The organism is Kitasatospora sp. NPDC048540 (genome assembly GCF_040651175.1).
Taxonomy (GTDB): domain Bacteria; phylum Actinomycetota; class Actinomycetes; order Streptomycetales; family Streptomycetaceae; genus Kitasatospora.
The window spans coordinates 1-19,361 of record NZ_JBEZIR010000023.1 but is presented as its reverse complement, the minus strand read 5'-3'; the positions used below and the strand labels follow the sequence as shown (position 1 = coordinate 19,361).

General features: G+C 74.1%; 20 protein-coding genes, 1 tRNA gene and 1 pseudogene. 11 read left to right on the top strand and 11 right to left on the bottom strand.

Annotation, left to right across the window (positions count from 1 at the left end; all coding sequences use genetic code 11):
* Positions 1-57: 57 nt before the first annotated feature.
* Both AB0D08_RS12110 and AB0D08_RS12105 read right to left on the bottom strand, forming a co-directional pair.
* Complete coding sequence (locus AB0D08_RS12110; RefSeq protein ID WP_359888131.1) at positions 58-1,629, bottom strand: MFS transporter; 1,572 nt, start codon at positions 1,627-1,629, stop codon at positions 58-60.
* Positions 1,630-1,895: 266 nt separating this feature from the next.
* Entirely contained in the window at positions 1,896-2,549 is a 654-nt protein-coding gene (locus AB0D08_RS12105; protein ID WP_033824539.1) for a TetR family transcriptional regulator, read from the bottom strand.
* Between the two features lie 142 nt (positions 2,550-2,691).
* On the opposite strand from AB0D08_RS12105, the gene AB0D08_RS12100 reads away from it, so the two are divergent.
* Positions 2,692-3,132 (top strand): hypothetical protein, encoded by a 441-nt coding sequence (locus tag AB0D08_RS12100; RefSeq protein WP_149038573.1) that lies wholly within the window; start codon positions 2,692-2,694, stop codon positions 3,130-3,132.
* A 29-nt stretch (positions 3,133-3,161) separates the two neighbouring features.
* Here AB0D08_RS12100 and AB0D08_RS12095 read toward each other — a convergent pair.
* Positions 3,162-3,258, bottom strand: a tRNA-OTHER gene (locus tag AB0D08_RS12095).
* 169 nt (positions 3,259-3,427) lie between these two features.
* Here AB0D08_RS12095 and AB0D08_RS12090 point away from each other — a divergent pair.
* Entirely contained in the window at positions 3,428-3,982 is a 555-nt protein-coding gene (locus tag AB0D08_RS12090; RefSeq protein ID WP_051814019.1) for a GNAT family N-acetyltransferase, read from the top strand.
* 142 nt (positions 3,983-4,124) lie between these two features.
* On the opposite strand, the gene AB0D08_RS12085 is transcribed toward AB0D08_RS12090, so the two are convergent.
* The 4 genes from AB0D08_RS12085 to AB0D08_RS12070 all read right to left on the bottom strand — a co-directional run bounded on the left by AB0D08_RS12085 (position 4,125) and on the right by AB0D08_RS12070 (position 8,927).
* A complete protein-coding gene (locus AB0D08_RS12085) occupies positions 4,125-4,535 on the bottom strand; it encodes a hypothetical protein (protein WP_051814020.1) in 411 nt (136 codons plus the stop codon).
* Positions 4,536-4,707: 172 nt separating this feature from the next.
* Positions 4,708-6,078 (bottom strand): VWA-like domain-containing protein, encoded by a 1,371-nt coding sequence (locus AB0D08_RS12080; protein ID WP_359888128.1) that lies wholly within the window; start codon positions 6,076-6,078, stop codon positions 4,708-4,710.
* Positions 6,075-7,388, bottom strand: a complete 1,314-nt coding sequence (locus AB0D08_RS12075; protein ID WP_359888125.1) for an AAA family ATPase — start codon at positions 7,386-7,388, stop codon at positions 6,075-6,077. The genes AB0D08_RS12080 and AB0D08_RS12075 overlap by 4 nt, the downstream gene beginning before the upstream one ends.
* Positions 7,389-7,448: 60 nt before the next feature.
* Positions 7,449-8,927 (bottom strand): hypothetical protein, encoded by a 1,479-nt coding sequence (locus AB0D08_RS12070; protein WP_359888123.1) that lies wholly within the window; start codon positions 8,925-8,927, stop codon positions 7,449-7,451.
* A gap of 190 nt (positions 8,928-9,117) precedes the next feature.
* On the opposite strand from AB0D08_RS12070, the gene AB0D08_RS12065 reads away from it, so the two are divergent.
* Positions 9,118-9,642, top strand: a complete 525-nt coding sequence (locus tag AB0D08_RS12065) for an AAA family ATPase (protein WP_359888120.1) — start codon at positions 9,118-9,120, stop codon at positions 9,640-9,642.
* Here AB0D08_RS12065 and AB0D08_RS12060 read toward each other — a convergent pair.
* Together AB0D08_RS12060 and AB0D08_RS12055 are read right to left on the bottom strand one after the other, a co-directional pair.
* Positions 9,632-10,471, bottom strand: coding sequence for an alpha/beta hydrolase (locus tag AB0D08_RS12060; RefSeq protein ID WP_359888118.1), 840 nt, complete (start codon positions 10,469-10,471; stop codon positions 9,632-9,634). The two genes, AB0D08_RS12065 and AB0D08_RS12060, sit on opposite strands and share 11 nt — an antisense overlap.
* Before the next feature lie 69 nt (positions 10,472-10,540).
* Positions 10,541-11,515, bottom strand: a complete 975-nt coding sequence (locus tag AB0D08_RS12055) for an ArsR family transcriptional regulator (protein ID WP_359888117.1) — start codon at positions 11,513-11,515, stop codon at positions 10,541-10,543.
* Positions 11,516-11,710: 195 nt separating this feature from the next.
* Here AB0D08_RS12055 and AB0D08_RS12050 point away from each other — a divergent pair, with 195 nt between their 5' ends.
* Positions 11,711-12,118: a hypothetical protein gene (locus AB0D08_RS12050; RefSeq protein WP_033819084.1), complete on the top strand. Its 408-nt coding sequence runs from the start codon at positions 11,711-11,713 to the stop codon at positions 12,116-12,118.
* Positions 12,119-12,229: 111 nt separating this feature from the next.
* Positions 12,230-13,195 (top strand): alpha/beta hydrolase, encoded by a 966-nt coding sequence (locus AB0D08_RS12045; protein WP_359888115.1) that lies wholly within the window; start codon positions 12,230-12,232, stop codon positions 13,193-13,195.
* 132 nt (positions 13,196-13,327) lie between these two features.
* Here AB0D08_RS12045 and AB0D08_RS12040 read toward each other — a convergent pair whose 3' ends face one another.
* The gene (locus AB0D08_RS12040; protein ID WP_033819082.1) at positions 13,328-13,918 is read right to left on the bottom strand and encodes a TetR/AcrR family transcriptional regulator; all 591 of its coding nucleotides are present in this window, start codon (positions 13,916-13,918) and stop codon (positions 13,328-13,330) included.
* 157 nt (positions 13,919-14,075) lie between these two features.
* On the opposite strand from AB0D08_RS12040, the gene AB0D08_RS12035 reads away from it, so the two are divergent.
* The 3 genes from AB0D08_RS12035 to AB0D08_RS12025 all read left to right on the top strand — a co-directional run bounded on the left by AB0D08_RS12035 (position 14,076) and on the right by AB0D08_RS12025 (position 16,426).
* Positions 14,076-14,984 (top strand): NADP-dependent oxidoreductase, encoded by a 909-nt coding sequence (locus AB0D08_RS12035; protein ID WP_033819081.1) that lies wholly within the window; start codon positions 14,076-14,078, stop codon positions 14,982-14,984.
* A gap of 172 nt (positions 14,985-15,156) precedes the next feature.
* Complete coding sequence (locus AB0D08_RS12030; protein WP_359888112.1) at positions 15,157-15,951, top strand: alpha/beta fold hydrolase; 795 nt, start codon at positions 15,157-15,159, stop codon at positions 15,949-15,951.
* 208 nt (positions 15,952-16,159) lie between these two features.
* The gene (locus AB0D08_RS12025) at positions 16,160-16,426 is read left to right on the top strand and encodes a hypothetical protein (protein ID WP_082526330.1); all 267 of its coding nucleotides are present in this window, start codon (positions 16,160-16,162) and stop codon (positions 16,424-16,426) included.
* Between the two features lie 125 nt (positions 16,427-16,551).
* Here AB0D08_RS12025 and AB0D08_RS12020 read toward each other — a convergent pair whose 3' ends face one another.
* The gene (locus AB0D08_RS12020; RefSeq protein ID WP_359888109.1) at positions 16,552-16,980 is read right to left on the bottom strand and encodes an anti-sigma factor; all 429 of its coding nucleotides are present in this window, start codon (positions 16,978-16,980) and stop codon (positions 16,552-16,554) included.
* On the opposite strand from AB0D08_RS12020, the pseudogene AB0D08_RS12015 reads away from it, so the two are divergent.
* The 3 genes and pseudogenes from AB0D08_RS12015 to AB0D08_RS12005 all read left to right on the top strand — a co-directional run.
* Positions 16,958-17,095 (top strand): annotated as a pseudogene (locus AB0D08_RS12015) (fasciclin domain-containing protein); the annotation flags it as partial. The gene AB0D08_RS12020 and the pseudogene AB0D08_RS12015 sit on opposite strands and share 23 nt — an antisense overlap.
* A 112-nt stretch (positions 17,096-17,207) precedes the next feature.
* Positions 17,208-17,774: a hypothetical protein gene (locus AB0D08_RS12010; RefSeq protein WP_359888106.1), complete on the top strand. Its 567-nt coding sequence runs from the start codon at positions 17,208-17,210 to the stop codon at positions 17,772-17,774.
* A 736-nt stretch (positions 17,775-18,510) separates the two neighbouring features.
* Positions 18,511-19,299, top strand: coding sequence for an HAD family acid phosphatase (locus AB0D08_RS12005; protein WP_033819078.1), 789 nt, complete (start codon positions 18,511-18,513; stop codon positions 19,297-19,299).
* Positions 19,300-19,361 lie beyond the last annotated feature (62 nt).

Below are 19,361 nucleotides of genomic sequence, written 5' to 3'. Positions count from 1 at the left end.
CCGCCCGGGCGGGAGGGCGCCCACTGGCGCCACTCCGCGTCCGGGCGCGTCGGCCGGTCAGCTCGGCGACTGGGCGGCGTGCAACTCGACGACGTTCCGGTCCGGTTCGTACTCCTCGACGGCATGTCCGTCACCGGTCGCGGGGCGCTGGTGGCGCAGCAGGGCGGCGACGGTGAGCGCGGCGAGGGCCGCGGCCAGGGCCGCGCCGTACAGGGCCAGGTGCATGCCGTCGACGAAGGCGATGCGGGCGTGGTCGGCGACGGGGCCGCCGATGGTGCTCGCGGCCGCGAGGGAGGAACGGGCGGCGTCGGCCAGGTGCGGGGGCAGTGCGTCGGGCAGCTGCAGGTGGCTGCGGTAGGCGGCGCTGAGCATGCTGCCGAGCACCGCGATGCCGAGCGCGCCGCCGAGTTCGCGTGACAGGTCGTTCATGGCGGAGCCGATGTTCTGCAGCGAGCGGGGCAGCGAGTCGGTGATTGCGGTGGTGGCGGGCGTCATCGCGAGGCCCATGCCGGCGCCGAGCGGGACCAGTCCGGCGGCGATCAGCCAGTACGGGCTGTCGGCGTCGAGCCGGGCGAGTACGGCCATGGCGAGGGCGACGGCCAGCAGGCCCGCCACCCAGGGGCCGCCGAGGCCGAACCTGGCGGTCAGCCGCGGGGTGAGGCGAGCGGTCGGGACCATGGTCAGCGCCATCGGGAGCATCGCCACCGCGGCCATCAACGCGCTGTCGCCGCGCACCAGTTGGAGGTACTGCATCATCACGAAGATGTAGCCGAAGAAGACGAAGAACTGGAGCATCACCGAGAGCGCACCGGCGGCGAACCGGCGGTTGCGGAACAGCCGCGGGTCCAGCAGCGGGTGGGGCCGGCGCAGCTCCCAGAGCACGAAGCCGGTGAGCACGGCGAGCCCCGCGGCGATGCCGCCGAGGGTGGCGGGGTCGGCCCAGCCCCGGGTGGGTGCCTCGATCACGGAGTACACCAGGGCGACCAGGCCGACCACGGCGAGCAGCGCGCCGGTCCTGTCCAGGCGCGGCCGGCCGGGCTCCGCCGACTCCGGGACGAACAGCAGGGTGCCGACCAGGGCGGCCAGCGCGACGGCGAGGTTGAGCAGGAACACCGAGCGCCAGGACCACTGCTCCAGCAGCACGCCGGAGGCGAACAGGCCCACCAGGGCGCTGGCGCCCGCGACGGCGGCCCAGATGCTGACGGCGCGGGCCCGTTCGGCGCGCGGGAAGGTGGTGGTGATCGTGGACAGGGTGGCCGGCATGACCAGGGCGGCTCCGACGCCGAGCAGCCCGCGCAGGGCGATCAGCGCGCTCGGGTCGGTGGTGAGGGCGGCCAGTCCGGAGCCTCCGCCGAACAGGGCGAGTCCGACGAGCAGGGCCCTGCGGCGGCCGAACCGGTCGCCGAGGGCGGCCGCGGGCAGCAGGAGCGAGGCGAACACCAGGCTGTAGGCGTCGATGATCCAGGAGAGCTGGGTCTGGCTCGCGTGGGTCTCCCGGGCCAGGTCGGGCAGGGCGACGTTGAGGGAGGCCATGGCGGCGACCACGGCGCCGAGGGCGAGGCAGGTGACGGCGAGGACGAGGCCGTGCCGGGCCTGCGGCGCAGGCGCGGAGGCTTGGACTGCTTGCATCGGATTCTTCTTCCTGGAGGCGGATCCGGACGGGTCCGGCTACCTGTGCTCCAGGCTGGCCGCGGCGGTCCGCGGATTTCCAGGGCGATGAATTCTTCCCGGGCCCGCGGTGCAGGCGTTGGGCCGCGCCGACCCGGCCGAGGGCCTCCACGCCACCCTTCCCACCTGGGCCGTTCCGGTACGTACGGCGTGATGGTGCGGCGCGCGCCGGCTCGGGTGCGGTCAGAAGTCGGCACTTGATGAAATCCGGGCCACCCGCCCGCGGCTCAGCTCCCGGGACGGGCGCGGCGCCGGTCCCCCGCCGCGGCGGGACGGGCCGACGGGCGCGATGCGGGGCCCTCGAGGGCGCGGCGCAGTGGTGGGCCCAGGTGGCGGACCACTTCGTCGGGGGTCATCGAGGCGACGGGTTCCAGCCTCAGCAGGTAGCGGGTGGCGATGATGCCGGCCATCTGCGAGCAGAAGGCCGCTGCCCGCTGCCGGGCGCCGGTGCCGCCGATCCGGGCCGCGATGCGGTCGACGATCTCGCGTTCGACGGCTTCTCTGACCAGGGCGGCGACGGTGTCGTCCTGGACCGCGTTCTTGAACATGGCCAGCAGGGTCGGGCCGGTGTCGGGGCCGTCCCAGACGGCGAGCAGGCCGCGCAGGGCACGCTGCGGGAAGGTGGCCGGGTCGCCGGCCAGGATGGTGGCGAGGACGTCGGCCGGGTTGACGGCCAGCGCGAGGGCCGCGCCGAACAGGCCCTTCTTGGAGCCGAAGTAATAGCTGATCAGCGCGGGGTCGACGGCGGCCTCGACCGCGATGGACCGCAGGGTGACGGCGTGGTAGCCCTCGGCCAGGAAGCGGCGGCGGGCGGCGTCGAGGATGGCGGCGCGAGTGTCCGGGCTGCCGGGCCTGCGTCCGCGAGGTGAGGTGTCGTTCATCGGCACGGCCATGGTAGGGCCGGTCCGACAATTCCCGTCGCGAGCGCGCGGGAGTGGCCGGGACCGGACCGACGGCCTTCGGCCGCCGGGCCGCCGGGCACCGGGCTTGCGGTGGTGACCGTGACGGCACCACCATCGGGGGATGTTCGAGTTGCTACCGAAAACGGGTCTCGCGCTGCCGGCCGGTGCCGGGGTGCTGCGGTTCGGCGGGTCCGAGCGGGAGTCGCAGTGGGCGGTGGCCACGCTGGCGGATGTCCGTACGACCTGGGTCTGCCAGGCCGGTTGGGCGTTCTGGGCCTGCTACCAGGGCCTGGAACTGCTCGCGTACGGCGATGTCACCGACCGGCTCGGCCGCGGTGACCACGACCGCCCCGGCCTGGCCGCCGTCCGGCTCGGCCGGTACGGCACCGCGCCGGGCGGGCCGTCCGCGGCGCCGGTGGTCCTCGACGGCGTCGACCTGTTCGGCTACCCGGCCGACGAGGTGCTGGCCGCCCTGGATCCGTCCGACCGCCCGGGCGTCCGGCTGCCGTCCGCCGGGACCTCGACGGGCTATCTGCCGGAGGTGTGGTTCTCGGCCCACTGAGGGCGGAGGCGAGGGCCCCGGCCGTTGGGCGGAGAGGGCAGGATTCGAACCTGCGTGGGCACCCGAAGGCACCCGATCCGGGCCCGAAGGCCCTGGTCCCCGATCAACCACTCCGGGCACCTCTCCCAGCTCCCGGCCCCGGGGTCCGCCCCCGGCGCCGTTCACGTGCACCACTCTGCCCGCGACCGCTGACCCCGCCCTGACCCGCACCTGACGGGACGGCACGCCGGGCGCCCGGCACCGACCGGGAAAACCGGTTTGCCGGGCGGGGCTGCCCTGGGTAGCGTCCCGGTCCGTGATGCCGACCCTGCGCACCGCGCGCCTGCTCCTGGACCCGTACGTCCCCGCGGACGAGGAGGACTTCGTCGCGCTCTTCCAGGATCCGCGGGTGTCGCGGTGGATGGGTGAGGGCACCGCTGCGGAGCATGAGGACCGGGCCCTGTTCGGCCGGATCTTCAGCAAGGTGTACGCCGGGGACCTGTTCGCCGTCTGGGCCGTCCGCCGGGACGGGCTGCTGGTCGGGCACGCCGAGATCAAACCGACCGAGGCGGTCGGCGGCCACGAGATCGTCTACGCGCTGGCGCCGGGAGCCTGGGGCTCGGGCCTCGGCACCGAGTTGGCCGAGGCACTGGTGGCGTACGGCTTCGACGTCCTCGGCCTGTCCGAGGTGCACGCGACCGTGGCCGCGCCCAACCTCGCCTCGCTGGCGCTGCTGCGCCGGATCGGCTTCGAGCACGTCCGCGACATCACCGAGGACGACGGCAGCACCACGCACGTACTGACGGCCCGGGCGACGCCCGGCCTCGACACCACGGTCCCGGCCGGCGCCGCCACCTCACCCGGGAAGTAGCACGGAACCGGTGCACCATTCGGACCCGAGGGTCGGGCCCGGGAAGCACGCCGGGCCCCGAAGTGACCGCGTGTCATCGCAGGTCCTCGCAGCCTCGAGGTCGCGTCCTCCCGGGCCCCGGCCCTCCGGGGCCGTTCACCGATCAGCCGCAGTGCTCCCAGCCGGACGCCCAGCGGATACCCTCCGCGGAGCCGCCCCACGAGATGCAGGTGTTGGCGGCGCTGAGCTTGGCCGGGCCCGCGTAGTAGTTGTAGTAGCCGCCGTCGGCGGCCTCCTTGAGGTCGCTCTGCCGCTCGATGTTCACCCGCAGGTCGTAGGTCCTGGTCCCGTTCGGGCTCCGCACCCAGGTGACGGCACAGTTGCTCGACCCGTTGTAGAACAGGTAGACGTCGGCCACCGAGCCGAGGGCGTGGTGGTCGATCTGGTAGTAGCCGCTGCCGCAGGCCCCGCTCGGCGTCGTGGCCGCCTCGGCCGGAGCGGCCACCGACACCATTCCCGCGGCGACACCCAGAGCGCTGAGCGCGAGGGCCACCGCCCGCTGTGACTTGTGCATGAATCCCCGTTTCGTACCTGGCTGTTGGAATCTGCCGCAGGCACGATAGCAGCGACCAAGATCGTCCTGCTACGGGTCCGCGGCCGGGAAGAATTGACGTCTCATCAGCTACTCGACGGGCCCTCACCGCCACGTCACCACCTCAGTCCCGAGGCGGTGCCGGCCCCCACGCCTAACCGATCTCGACCACACGGGCCCAGGCGGGCGGGGTGTCCGGTACGTAGTCGGGGTTGTCCTCGCTCCAGGACCTGATCCTGCGCCCGGCGAACAGGCCGACGACCGTTCGGCACGGCGGCCGGGTCGCGGGCCAGGGGGTCTGACCGTCGGTCAGGACCACGATCACGTCCGGTGGCACCTGGGCGTGCAGGGCTCGCGCGAAGCCCGTCCGCAGGTCGGTGCCGCCGCCGCCGATCAGTGTGATGCCCTCCGCCTGGCAGAGCGGGTGCGCAACCCGGGCGGCCGCGTCGCACGAGATGACGCTCACCAGGTCGCGGCGCCCGCCCACCGCGCGGGAGATCGCGGCGACCTCCAGCAGGGCACTGCCCAGTTCGGCGTCGCTGACCGACCCGGAGGTGTCGATGACCACCGAGACCCTGGGCGGACGCCGCCGCAGGCTGGGCAGGACGACACCGGGCAGCCCGGCCGAGCGCCGCGACGGCCGGCCGTAGCTGTAGTCCTCGCCCGCGCCGGGTCCGGAAGCTGCCGACCGGACCGCCGCCCCGAGCAACTCCCGCCACGCCTGCGGCGGATGGAACGCCTCGTCCGCCCAGCGACGCCAGGCCTTCGGGGTGTCCCCCGGGCGCGCGGTGATGCCCTGCGCCACCCGGAACCGGACCGCGTCGCACTCCTGCGCGCTGAGGCCGTGGGCACCGTCCGGACCGAGGTCCCACTCCCTTTCCAGCCCGTCGGCGCCGCTGCCGCAGTCCAGCCAGTCGAGGAACGCCGTCCGCGGACCGAGCTGGAACAGCCGCAGGTACTCCTCCATCAACTGCCCCTCGGGCAGCCCGAGGAGTTCGGGCCGGACGGCGCCCGCGGGGCTGGGCAGGCCGTCACCGTAGACGTCGTCGTTGATCTCGCAGTCCGCGGCGATGTTCATCCGCAGCCGCTCGCCCCGGCCGGTCAGCCCCCGCTCGCGTGCGACCCGGTCGCCGCGCCCGTGGTGGTCGCGCAGCAGGTGGGAAACCTCGTGCACCCAGACGCCGGCCAGTTCCTCCACCGGCGTCCGGGCCACGAAGCCCGGTGAGACGTAGCACCGCCAGTACCGGTCGACGGCCATCGTCGGCACCCGCCGTGACTCCACGACGGTCAGCGCGAAGAGTGCCGTCGCCAGGTAGGGCCGCACCCGGACGGCGTACAGCCGGGCGGCATGGAGCTTCTCGAGGTCGAGCGTTCCCGGCCCGTCCTCGTTCGCGTTCGCCTTCGCGTTCCCCGGCCCACCGGGCCCCTCCCGGCCCGGCCGGGGCCCAGTTACGGTGCGAGGTCCCGGTACGGTGCGGGGTCCCGGTACGGGCCTGGCGGCTGCCGCCGGTACGTCCCGGGTCACCGGCCGGCCTCCGCGCCGGCTGCGACCCTGGCCGCCGCACGGTCGGCCCGCCGGGACACGGAGACCGCCCCGCCCAGCCGTTCGATCGTGGCCGGGACCTCCCAATCCTGCCGGCGCAGCGCCGCGAGGGTGGTCGCCGGGACGACCAGCAGGTCCGGGGCGCCGGTCTCGATCGCGCGGGCGAACAGGGTCCAGGCCGCGTCCCAGCGGGACTTCTCGGGGCGGTGGGCGACCGCCGCCACGACGCCGTCGAGGGTGGCCTGGCGCAGGTCGCCGCGTTCGGGCAGCACGGCGCCCGCCGGGTCGGCGAGGAGTTCTTCCGGGTCGGGGAGGTCCATCCGGTCCAGGGCGGCCAGCAGTTCGAGCCCGGGGCCGTCGCCGACGGCGCCCCGGACCAGCAGTGACAGGGCGTCGCGGGAGGAGTCGGACGCGGTCGCGAAGGCGATCAGGCACACGGCCATCTCCCAGCTGCGGGGGGACGGCCAGGCGCCGCCCCGGCGGGCCTCGCTGCTGGGGAGCCGGTGGACCAGGGCGGGGCGCGCGGTGAGCAGTCCGCAGACCGCTCGGCGGGCCCGGTCCACCGCCTCGCCCGACCGCCGCGGGTCGAGCCGCGGCAGGGTGGCCCGCGGCCAGGTCCCGCCGAGGCCGCGGACGACGACCTCGTGGTCGTGGGTCCACTGCAGATGGACGAAGCGGTTGGCCAGCGGCGGGCTGAGTTCCCAGCCGTCGGCGGCCGAGGACCGCGGGTTGGCGGCGGCCACGATCCTTACGCCGGGCGGCAGTTGCAGTGCGCCGATGCGCCGTTCCAGGACCAGGCGCAGCAGCGCGGCCTGGACGGCGGGCGGTGCGGTGGACAGCTCGTCCAGGAACAGCAGTCCGCGCCCGGCCCGGACCAGGCGGACCGCCCAGTCCGGCGGGGCCATCGGGACGCCCTGCTCGGCGGGGTTGTCGCCGATGACGGGCAGGCCCGAGAAGTCGGACGGCTCGTGCACGCTGGCGATCACCGTGGTCAGCGGCAGGTCGAGGGCGGCGGCGAGCTGGGTGAGCGCCGCGGTCTTGCCGATGCCGGGCTCGCCCCACAGCAGGACGGGGAGGTCGGCGGCCACCGCGAGGGTGAGCGCCTCGAGTTGGGTGTCGGGGCGCGGTTCGGTGGTGGTCGTTCGGAGCAGGGCGAGCAGCTCCCCCGCGATGTCGAGCTGGGAGGGCGGGGTGGGCGGAGTAGGCAGGGAGGGCGGGATGGGCTGCCGGTTTCGGTCGGCGGCGGGGGCTTCGGGGGTTTCTGGGTATGCGAACGGGGTGCCGGTGGGCATGTTTGATCACCTGTCGGGTCGTGGCGCGTGGAAGGTGGGTGGAGTGCGTGGCCGGGTGGGTCAGCGGCCCGACGCGTGGCGCGGGTGTGCGCGGTGGACGTGGGGGCGGGGACGGGCCGGGTCCGTACGGTCCGGGCGCGGGCGGTCGGCGGACGGCCCGGCCAGGCCCGCCCGGAACAGCCCGTGGGTGATCCGCTGCTGCGCGGCCGCCTCGAGTTCGTCCCGCAGCTCGCCGCTGCGCAGGAGCGCGGCGGGCCCGAGCAGTCCCTCGACGACGGCCAGGGCCCCGGCGATGTCGCCGTGGTCGAGGCGTTCGCGGACACCGGCCAGACACTCCGGGCGCCGGTGGGCTTCGTCGATGGCCTGCAGGCAGGGCAACGGGGTGCCCGTCAGGGCGGCGAGCAGTTCCTCGCGGCGGACCTCGTCCGGGTGGTGGTCCATCGGGGCGAGGACCCCGTCGACCAGGCCGATCCGGTGCCGGGCGCCCCGGCAGTCCACGAGGTGCGGCGCACCCGGCCCTTCCCGATGCCCGGACCGGGCGCCGGACCGGGTGGCGGACCGGTCGGCCGGCGCGTCGGGCGGCGGCCGGTCCGGTACGAGTGCGGCGGCGACCAGCGGGTGCAGCCGGCCGGGCCCGATCGCGCCGGCCCGGAGCAGTTCCAGGTCGGGCGGCACCCAGGTGGCGGCCTCGGGCAGGACGGGCAGCACGGACGCACTGCCGTCGCCAGGCGCACCCGCGATCCGCAGCACGGGCGGGCCGGAGAGCTCCGGGTGCGGGTGCGGGTCCGGGTCCGCCAGGTCCAGCACTAGGCGGTGCCGGGCGCCGAGCCGTACGGTGACGGCGCCCCCGGACCTGCCCTCGTCGTGCAGCAGGATCCGGGCCTCGTCGGCCCACCGGTCGACGTTGCAGCCGATCCCGCTCGGCACCGTGCCGTCGGTCGGCGGGTGACCGCCCGCGGGTGGGCGGTCGGCCCCGGAGCGGGTACGCAGTTCGGGGGCCCGGCGCGCGTCCCAGAGGTGCCGGTGCAGGTCGAGGCGGAACCGGCGGTCGGGCCGCGGATGCGGGTGTGGGTGCAGGTTCGGGTGTCTCGAGGAGTCGGCTGCGGACCGGGGTCCGTGCCACAGGGCGAGACTGATCCGCTGGCCGGCATCGGCCCAGGCCGGGGCGGTCCGGACCACCAGGTGTACCGGGAGCCGGCTGTCCCGGTCCGCAGCCTGGTCGTACCGGGCCAGCGAGACGGTCAGGCCGGGGCGCAGCAGTCCGTCGGGGGCGATCCGCGGCATGTGCCAGCGCAGCAGGTCGGGTGCCAGATGCCGGAGGTCCGTACGGATCCGGGCGGCGAGTTCCCGGCCGTGTGTGCGCGCGAGGCGGCGCAGGTCGAGGTCGACGTCGATGCCTGCGGCGGCGTATGCCGCCGCCCAGTCACCCGCCGAGCGGCGGGCGGTGGCGGCTTCGATCATGGAGGGCGGCACGGCGAACTCGCGCACGCGCAGCCAGAAGGAGAGGCGGGTATCCCTGTTCGCGGTCGTGGTGAGCATCAGCACTCACCTTGCGCGGACGGGACCCCCGATCTGAGAGCAGGAGAAGTGATCATCGCGGGCAGCATAGCGTCACTCCCGCTCACCGCACCAGGCAATTCCGGTACCCGATCCCGGAGGCCGCGCCGGCTCCGCACCGGGTCCGCGCCCGGCCCGTCGCCCCGGCCTGCACGGCGCTAGCATCGGTCCCATGATCGTATGGCTCAACGGCACCCACGGTGCGGGCAAAACGACGACCAGCGCACTCGTACAGCAACTACTCCCCGATTCACGGGTGTTCGATGCCGAGAAGGTCGGCGAGACGCTGATGGACATCACGCCGGGGCTGCCCCGGACGGACAACTTCCAGCACTGGCCGCCGTGGCGGACGCTCGTGGTCGAGACCGCCCGGCGGGTACTCGACTACACCGGTGGCACGCTGGTGATGCCCATGACCGTCCTGGTCGAGGAGTACTGGCGCGAGATCAGTGCGGGCCTGGCCCACCACGGCATCCCGGTACGGCACTTCGTCCTCCACGCCGACCAGGACACCCTCCGTGGGCGTATCGCGGGCGACACCGTCGTCGGCCCCAACTCCCCGTTCCGTCTCAAATACCTCGAGCCGTACGCCGAGGCGGCCCGTACCTGGCTGCACGCCGAGGCCGAGGTCGTCGACACCACGCACCTCACGCCCGCCCGGGCCGCCCAGCGGATCGTGGAGTCCGTCAGGAACTGAGGCCCGCACGGTGGGGATGCGCCCGGCCGACGAGCACGCGTTCGGCCATCTCCCTGATCGCCTGGGCCAGTTCGGCGGGAGCGGTGCGGTGGGCGACGTGGCCGTGGCCGGCCAGGGTGAGGACCCGTGCGTTCGGCAGGACGGCGGCCAGGTGGGCCACCCGCTCCCGCAGGTGCGCCGGGCTCCGGTCCCCTTCGAGCAGGGTGGTCGGCAGGTCCAGGGCACCGAAGCGGGCGACGCCGATGCCGAGACGGTCGACGGCCTCCACGTCGGCGAGCTGCGCGGGCGCCCTGGCCGCCAGTAGCTCCTGTCCGCCGGGTGCGGCGGCCAGGGCGTCCACCACGTCCGCCGACATGCGGACGATGTCGCGCAGTTGGATCCGTACGGCCTCGGCCGGGTCACCGGCGGCGAGTGCGGCCCGTGCGCGCCTCGCCGCCCGGCCGCCGACCAGTGACCGTGTCGGCATCGGCGGCTCGTAGAGGAACAGCCCGGCGAACGCCGCCGGTGCGAGCAGCGCCGCTTCCAGGGCGGCGACGGCGCCCGACGAGTGCCCCACCAGGAGCACCGGCCGGTCGAGCGCCCCGGCGACGGCCAGGATGTCCGCGGCCTCGACCGCGACCGAGTGCGTGGGCTCGATGACGGCGCCGGGGACGTAGATCCGACGGTCCATCCGGACGACGCGGAAGTCGCCGGTCAGCGTCCGCGTCACCCCGCCCCAGGAGGTGGCCCGTTCACCGCCCCCGTGCACGAGCAGCAGGGTCGGACCGCGGCCGTCGTCGAGAGCGGTGATGCGCGTGCCGTCGGCCGATGTCGCACGGAACTCAGTCATGTCCGCGAGCATGCACCATCGGTCCCGCGCCCCCTCACCTGGGGCTCGCTCGTGCAGGGGGCCGGCCGATCAGCGGTTCGCGTCGAGCAGTGCTTCCCCGAGGTCGGTCAGGACGTGGCGGACGCTCTGGCCGACCCGGTCGGTCCGCAGCAGCGCGCTGTCGCGCAGGACGGTGGTGTGCTGGCTGACCGCGGCGGGGCTGCAGCCGATGTGGCGGGCGAGCTCTCCGGTGGAGTGCAGGCCCCTCTCGGCGATGGCGGTCAGCACGGCGGTGCGGGTGCGTCCCAGCAGGGGGACCAGACCGCGTACCGGAACGATGTCGTCCCGGCCCAGCAGGGCCTGACTGCGGATCGGGTAGCACAGGGTGGGCCGGCCGTCGGGGGTGTTGTAACCGGCGACCACCGGGTGGGCGGAGCCGAACACGGTGGGCTGCAGCAGCAGACCGCGCCCGTTGAGGTGGACGTCGACGTCGTCGGGGCGCAGCACGTCCACCTCCAGCACCGGGGACTTCCACCGGACGCACGGGTGCAGGGAGTCGAACAGGTGCTGCATGCCGGCGGCGGCGCTGTGCGCGGTCCGGGCCCGGTCGGCCGCGACGAGTGTGTGGATCTGGGACCGGAACGGGTCGATCGCGGTGGCCTGGTAGCCGCCCAGGGCGCGGCCGAACAGCGCGCGGGCCCCGAGGTCCTCGTCGGCGAGGCGGCGCGCGAACGGCGTCAGCGGCCGGAACTTGGCCAGGAACTCGATGTAGGCGCGGCGGTGCGCCAGGTCGGGTCCGGTGGCCGAGGCCGCGGTCGCCCGGGGGTCGGGCTCGATGTGGTCGGTCAGGAAGGCCGGCAGCACCGTGGGCGCGCACAGGTCGCCCAGCAGCAGGCTGTGCGGGTCCCACCTGTGCTGCAGCGTCCGCCGCCACTGGCGAAACCGCAGGTCGTTCGCGCCGGCGTCCAGCACCCGCAGGCTCAGCACGGTCTCCAGGGCCAGGTCGGGGGCGGTGGCCAGCCGGGTGTCGGCCAGGTCGTCGATGGTGAAGTGAAGCCTGAGCACGGTTCCCCCCGGTCCGCCGACAGCTCGAGCACATCACTGTATACCCGTGTGACCACGGGTTTTAAGGCCGGTGTGAACAGCTCGTGCGCCGGTCGGCGCAGGGGGCAAGGTTGGTCCCGCCGCCCCCGCAGCAGCGGGGATCGCGGCGCCGGCCGACCGGCGAAATCCCTGACGACGTCAGCACCGAGGAGAAGCATGTTCAACCGACGCAGGACCTCCACCGTCGTGGCAGCGCTCGCAGCCCTGCTGCTGTCCGGTGGTGCGGTGGCAGCCACCGCACAGGCGGGCACCAACGACAACAACAACGGTGTCATCCGCCGCAACGGGGTGGCCCAGAGCATGTTCTTCGGCAGCAGCTGTCCGTCCGGCAGCTTCTGCATGTTCGCGCACACCCAGTACGACAACTTCCACACGTGGGCGTTCCCGACCTCGTGCAACCACTACACCATGGACTACTGGAACGCCCACGGCTCCTGGGTCAACAACTCCGGCCACATCATCTGGTTCCGCGGGCCCGGCGGCGAGATCGTGGGACACGCCAGCCCCGGCACGTCCTCGGCGGACACCGACTTCAACCCGGTCTGGAGCTTCGACATGTGCTGACAGGCCGCCCGTGAAACCTCGTCGGCCCGTGGCCGGTGCGGCACGGGGGCTTCGGACCGGAAACCCGGTTCTGGGTACGGCCGTTCGGATCGAGGTGGCATCCTGGCCTGCATGGCCGACCCCACCGATCCCCCGCTCGCCGATGCCGAACTGGCCGATGCCGAACTGGCCGCCTTCATCGCGGCCGTGCGGCAGGACCCCGGACCTCCGGCCCGTGCCATGGGCGCGGCGGAGCTGAGGCGGGCGCAGCGGCTCCGCGCCGAGGCGCGGCCCCCGGGCCCCGGGATCGCCCACATCGAGGACCTGACGGTCGGTCCGACGGCCGTGGGGGGCCGCCTCTACCGGCCGTCGGCCGCGATCGGTCCGTTGGTGGTGTTCCTGCACGGCGGGATGTGGACGATCGGCGATCTGGAGTCGCACGACCGGCTGTGCCGCAGGCTCGCGCTCGGGACCGGGGCGGCCGTGCTGAGTGTCGACTTCCGCCGGGCCCCGGAGCATCCGTGGCCGGCCGCCGTCGACGACTGCGTGGACGTCCTCCGGTGGGCGCTCTCCGGCGGGGACCCCCGTACCGGGGTCGCCGGGCCGACCCTGGTCATGGGGGACAGTTCCGGAGGGAACCTCGCCGCGCTCGCCTGCCTGCGCCTGCGCGACGGGGGCGGACCGCTGCCGGCCGCCCAGGTCCTGGCGTACCCCAACACCGATCTGACCCTCTCCCGTCCCAGCGCGCGGTCGAAGGCCACGGGGTGGGGCCTGACGACGGACGACGTCGCCTGGGGGGCCGAGCAGTGGGTGCCGGACCCGTCCCGGCTCGCCGACCCCGGGGTCAGCCCGCTGCACGCCGTCGATCTCGGCGGGCTACCGCCGACCGTCCTGGTCACCGCGGAGCACGATCCGCTCCGGGACGAGGGCGACGCCTATGCCGCGCGGCTGGCTGCGGCGGGCGTCGCGGTCGGCCACCGGTGCGAGGCCGGCATGGTGCACGGCTTCCTCACCCTCGACACCCTTTCGCCCGCCGCCGCGGCGGCGGGCGAGAGGGTGTTCGCGGATGTCACCGACCTGCTCGAGCGGATCGGCTGACGCTGCATCGAGCCACGGCGGCGACGGTCCGCCCGCACCGGGTCGACCGGCGCCCGTACGGGCGCCGCGCCCGGTGCTGTGCCGTTCCGGGCGCAGCTGCGGCGAGCGAGGCTGCCGCGACGGCGGCGCCGGTCACTGCCCGGTGACGCCGTCGACGGTGGCGAGCCACTGCGTGACGGTGGTGTCGATGAAGTCGTCGCTCGCTTCGGCGCGGTCGAAGAAGAGGCGGGCGAGCAGCGGTCCGTAGAGCAGGGTGTACTGCTCGGCGGTGATCTTCAGGCCGGACGGTTCGAGGAGTTCGTTGAGGGCGGCGTGGCGGTCCTCGACGATGCGTTGCAGGGCCTGGGCGCTGTCGGGGTCGTGGTCGGCCTGGGCCGCCATGGCGAGGGCGGCGGCCCGGGTGGCGGGGACGGTGATACCGGCGCGCAGGCTGACCAGCCACTCGGTGGCGACGGTCCGCACGTCGGTGCCGGGTTCGGGGTAGCCGAGGTCGGGGCCCTGCAGGGTGAGGTCGGAGAGCAGTGCGGCCCGGGTGGGCCAGTGCCGGTACATGGTCTGGCGGGTGACGCCGGCCCGTTCAGCCAGGAGCGCGTAGGTCAGCCCGGTGAGCCCGACCTCGGGCAGCAGCTCGCGGGCGACGGCGAGGATGCGTTCCCGGGTGCGCCGGACGCGGGGGTTGTCCGGGTTCGGCTGGCGGAGGTGCACGGGCGGCTTGGACGTCATGGGGTCCACCTTATCCAGGAATCACACACAGCGTGTGACGCGAACCACTCCACATCGGCTTCGCGTTTCATACAGACCGTGTGATACACCTGAAAGGGAAATCACACACGCCGGATGATTCCCGGTGGGTGCCCCGCCCCCTCTTCTGGAGGTCCCGATGTCCACCGCGATCACCTTCACCCGCTACGGCGGCCCTGACGTGCTCACCCTGGCCGAGGTCGATGCCCCCGAGCCGGGTCCCGGCCAGGTCCGGATCAAGGTCCGGGCCGTCGCCGTCAACCTGATCGACCTGAAGATCCGCTCCGGGATGATGGCCGGCATCATGCCGGTGGACTTCCCCCACCTGCCGGGCTGGGACGTGGCCGGCGTCGTCGACCGAGCCGGTGAGGGCGCCGCTGCCGAGGTCGGCGACGAGGTGTTCGGTGTCGCCGCCGCCGGCGGCTACAGCGAGTACGCACTGCTGGAGCGACCGGTCGCCAAGCCCGCGGAGGTCTCGTTCGAGACCGCCGCCGCCCTGGTGACCGTGGGCGAGACCGCGTACCGCGGCCTGCACCACCTGGACCTCGGCGCGGGCGAGACCCTGCTGGTCCACGGCGCTGGCGGCTCCGTCGGCACCCTCGCACTCCAGCTGGCCCTCGCCCGCGGTGTCAACGTGGTCGCCACCGCCGGCGCCCACGACCTCGACCGGCTCACCGCACTCGGCGCGACCGCGGTCGCCTACGGGGACGGCTGGGCCGGACGGGTGAAGGCTGCCGCGCCGCAGGGCGTGGACCGGGTGTTCGACGCCTCCGGTGCGGGCGTGCTCGCGGATTCGGTCGCCCTGACCGGGGACGCGTCCCGGGTGATCACCATCGCCGACATGGCCGCCGCCGAGCACGGGGTGCGGTTCACCGGCGCGGACCCCACCGACCGCTTCCCGCAGGCCCTTCCCGAGCTGGCCGACCGGGTCGCCGCCGGCGGGCTCGACCTGCCGATCGGAGCCACCTACCCCCTGGCCGAGGCCGCCCGCGCCCACGCCGACATCGAGGCCCGGCGCGCCCGGGGCAAGACCGTCCTCCTGCCCTGACCGAGGATCGCCGTCCCCGCCCGGCTCCCGCTCCACCTCGTACGGGAGCCGGCACGACGGCCCCACCGAATCCGCCTGCCCCGGCCCGTACCTCCTCGTCCTCCATGACCGGGCCCTGCCTCCCGCAACGGAGCAGAAACACCGGCCGCCCCTCCCGAAAGCGAGATCACTCATGTCCGCACGCGACCTCCCCGACGCCACCTACGCCCGCACCCGCCTCGGCTCCGGACCCGGCCTCGCCGTGGCCCACGGCGCCGGCAGCAGCTTCGCCGGCACCTACGGACCCGTCCTGGACGGCCTGGCCACCCACCACACCGTCGTCGGCGTCGACTACCCCGGCAGCGGTGGAACCCCCCGCGCCACCGCACCGCTGTCGCTGGACGCGATGGCCGACCAACTCGTCGCCGCCGCCGTCGCCGAGGGCCTGGAGACCTTCGCCCTGCACGGCTACTCGCTCGGCGGCCCGGTCGCCATCCGCGCCGCCGCGCGCCACCCCGAACGCGTCACCGCCCTCGTCCTGACCGCCACCATGGCCCACCCCAACAACCAGCAGGCCCTGACCCTCGGGGTCTGGGGCAGGCTCGCCGCCACCGGCGACCGTCACCTGGTCAGCGAGTTCCTCTTCCCGCACGCCCTCAGCCCCCAGGCCCTGGAGGCCATGCCCGCCGACCGACTCGCGCAGGCCGTCACCCATGCGGCGGCCGACATCGCGGACGGCACCCCCGAGCACGCCGAACTCGCCACCCGGATCGACGTCCGCGACGACCTCGAGGCGATCCGCGTCCCCACGCTGATCATCTCCACCACCGTCGACCACCTCGTCCCGCCCGCCCTGCACCGCCACCTCGCCGAGAACATCGCCGGCGCCCGGCTCGCCGAGATCCCCACCGGCCATCTGCCCATGGTCGAACGCCCCGAGGAGTGGCAGAACCTCATCACCACCTTCCTCGCCGAACACCGCGCCTGACCGAGCGGACAACGAACGGGCCGGCGGCCGGAGAACGACAGCAGGCGGACCGCCCGTCCCGAGCCGAACGCCGGTGTGCGGCACCGCCGTTGCCCGGCCCCTCGGATCCACCCGATCGGCCCACCGCACCCGCGCGTCCGCGGTCTCCGCCGCACCGCACCGGGCGCGCCGGACGGCCGCCGCCGGGGCCCGGCCTACGATGTCGGCCGTGACCAGCCATCGGCCCCACACCGAGCAGGAACCGCCCGCCCGAGCCGACCTGCTGCTCGCCTGGCAACGGGCGAAGGCCCGGTGGAGCTCGGACCCCACCGACCCCGACGCCTACACCGCGTTCATCCGGGCCGGCACCGCGCTCTACCGCCACCCTCCGCCCGCAGCGACGGCACCCGGCACCACTCCCCCGCCGCCCCGCGGGACACACCGCCCCGCCTACCTCCGGATGAGCCCGCTCGCCGGGCCGCCACAGCATCCCTGATCCAGCGTCACACAGCAGGCACCGAGCGGCCGTCGGGGCCCGCGGAGTCACGGAAGGTGACGCCGAGAACAGCGGTGGCCGACGGGCCCCGGCCCCCTCGAGCCGTACGCGGCGCGCGCGGTGCGTCAGGTGAGGGGCAGCAGCAGGACCGGGTCGGAGGTGGGGCCGGCCGAGCCGGCGGCCGGTTCGACGGTCACACCTGTGCCGCGGGCGCCGTCGAGGGGTCCGTCCAGGATCAGGCTGCCGTCGGAGTGGTGGAGCAGCCCCGCGGGCCGGGCGGCACCGCCGTCGTCCAGCCACAGCTCGTACGCCTTGCCGGCCGGCAGGGCGGGGAGGTCGGCGGCGAGGAAGGCGGCCCGGTCGCGGTGTTCGGACCGGACGGCAGTCGCGTCCGCCCCCAGGCAGTCGCGCAGCCGGATCAGTCCGTCGCGCATCCGGGTCTTGACCGTGCTGAGGGGGGCGTAGAGCAGGTCGGAGACCTCCCGGCAGGTGAGGCCGCGGTAGTAGGCGAGCGTGAGGGACTGCCGTTGCCAGGGCGCGGAGGTGAGGGTCACCGGCTCCGGCGCCGACTTAACCGTCAACGGCAGCGCCGAGATCGTCTGCGGCAACGTCCGGACCGCGAACGCCACGGTGTACCTCGTTGACACCGTCCTGATGCCGTCCTCGTGAACGACCGCCCGGAGCGTTCTGCCCCGCCGGACCTCCGACAGTCCGTCACACCAAGGCACCTGTCGGAGAAACGATTCGGCCCAGCCCGGTGCGATCGGCATACTTTCACGCCATGGACCTCGTGGAGAACGACCCCCGGCCGCACCACTACCAGTTCGCGCACAAGGTGCTCGCGGGCCTCGCCATGGACCTCGGGCCACGGATGCTGGACCGCATCCCGGAGGAGGGCACCGGCGCCGCGCTGGCCTCCCTCTGGGACGACTTCGGCGGTCGGCTGCCCGCCGGGGAACGGCTGCCGAGCGACGGCCTGAGGGCCGACCTGATCACGCTGGGCCCGCACCGCCTGCTGGTGGTCGTGCTGCCGCGGCCCTCCGCGGCGGCCGAGGCCTACTACACCGCCGTCGTCCAGCCCGGCGGCGCCGACCACTGCCGGTACTTCACCCTGGAACACGCGATGAACCCGTTCACCGGCGAGCCGTACACGGTGCTCGGTGAATGGGCGAACGGCAGCCACCTCAACCTCGGCACCGGCCCGGCAGCCGAACTGTCCGGCTTCCTGACCGCCGTGGTCGACCTCCTGTCCGAATCGGCGCCCGCCAACTCCGCCGTCCACCCGACCCCGACCGGCCCGCCGGCGAAGCCCGAACGCCGCGGCCTGCGACGGCTGTTCGGCCGCTGACCCGCATCCTGGACGACCGCTCCCCCACCGTGGTCACCGGCCACGGACCGTCAGCACCGCCCGCTCCGCCCGTCGGTCCACCGGCGGGCCACCCGCGCCTCGCGAAGCCGACCGCCGCCCGCGCCGAACCCGCGACGACGGCGGCTTCGCGGGGCCCGGCACACCGTTCGCCCACGCCGCCCGCGGGCCCGTCACCTGTCGGCCGCCACAGCCGCCTGCGCCGCGACGACACCGGGCGGCATGCGGGCGTGCCGGAGATCTGCGCCTCCTCGCCGCCTTCATGAGCAATGACCTGCCTGGCGGGTTCCGGTCCTCGCCGCTCGACCGCGACGGCCTCGGACGACCGCCGACGCCCGCAGGACGACCTTCCGGGCGCTCCACCGGCCGGAGGCGGCCGGACTGCTGCACCTCCGGTCATCGGGATGGCGCGCGACGACCGGCCGCGGAGCACCTGGTGGGCGCGGCACCGGAAGACGGCGGTACGGCCGCGGAGGCGGCGGCGTTTCGAGCGGCCGGCGCGGTGACAGGCAGGACCCGGCGGGCCCGGCGGCGATCGGACGGACCGCACGCATCACGCGTAGACGAGGCGCGTAGACAGCGCGCGTAGACATTGCGCGTAGAGTCTGCTTGACCTGCCTGGTTACCCGCCCGTACGTTCATCCCCGCACGCGCTCGCCGGGGCCACGAGGGGACGACTGGCGTTCCCCTTCCGGCGCAGCGCTGGGGAGGAACCACAATGGCCGGCAGGACTCTCGGGAACCGCTCACGGACCATCGCCACGCTCGCCGTCGGCGTGGTGGTCGGAGGTGTGGTCGCGGGAGGCGGCTACGCGCTCGCCGACACCAAGGCGCCGCGGACCGACCGTCAGATCACCAACATGACCAACGAGGTCAGCGACATCAAGGCGTACTACGGCGACACCGTGGACGCGCAGGGCGAGCACTGGGCGTCGCCGACCAGCAACTACGCCAACCAGGTCGCCGGGATCGAGAAGGACGCCAAGAAGTACCTGGACAACCGGGCCCGCCACGACAAGGGCAAGAAGAAGAAGGCGATCGTGCTCGACGTCGACGACACCTCGCTGTCGACGTACAACTACGAGCTGGAGACGACCTTCGTCTACAACCCCGCCGGCAACGCTCAGTACATCGCCACCAAGACCATGCCGGCCGTGTTCGGTATGAACACCCTGGCCCAGTGGGCCGAGCAGCAGGGCTACACCGTCTTCTTCGTCACCGGCCGTCCCGAGGCGCAGCGCTCGTACACCGCGGCCAACCTGGCCGCCGTCGGCTTCCCCACCGCGGACGCCTCGCACCTGTACCTGAAGAACAAGGAGAACCCGCCGGCGTACCTGCCCTGTGGTGCGACCTGCACCACCATCGAGTACAAGTCCGGCACCCGCGCGCACATCGAGAGCCTCGGCTACGAGATCGTCGCCAACTTCGGTGACCAGTACAGCGACCTGTCCGGCGGCCACGCCGGCAAGACGTACAAGATCCCGAACCCGATGTACTACCTGCCCTGATCCCGGTCGGTGCGGCGGCGCGGCCGGGGAGCCCGGCCGCGCCGCCCCCCCGGCTGCGGGCG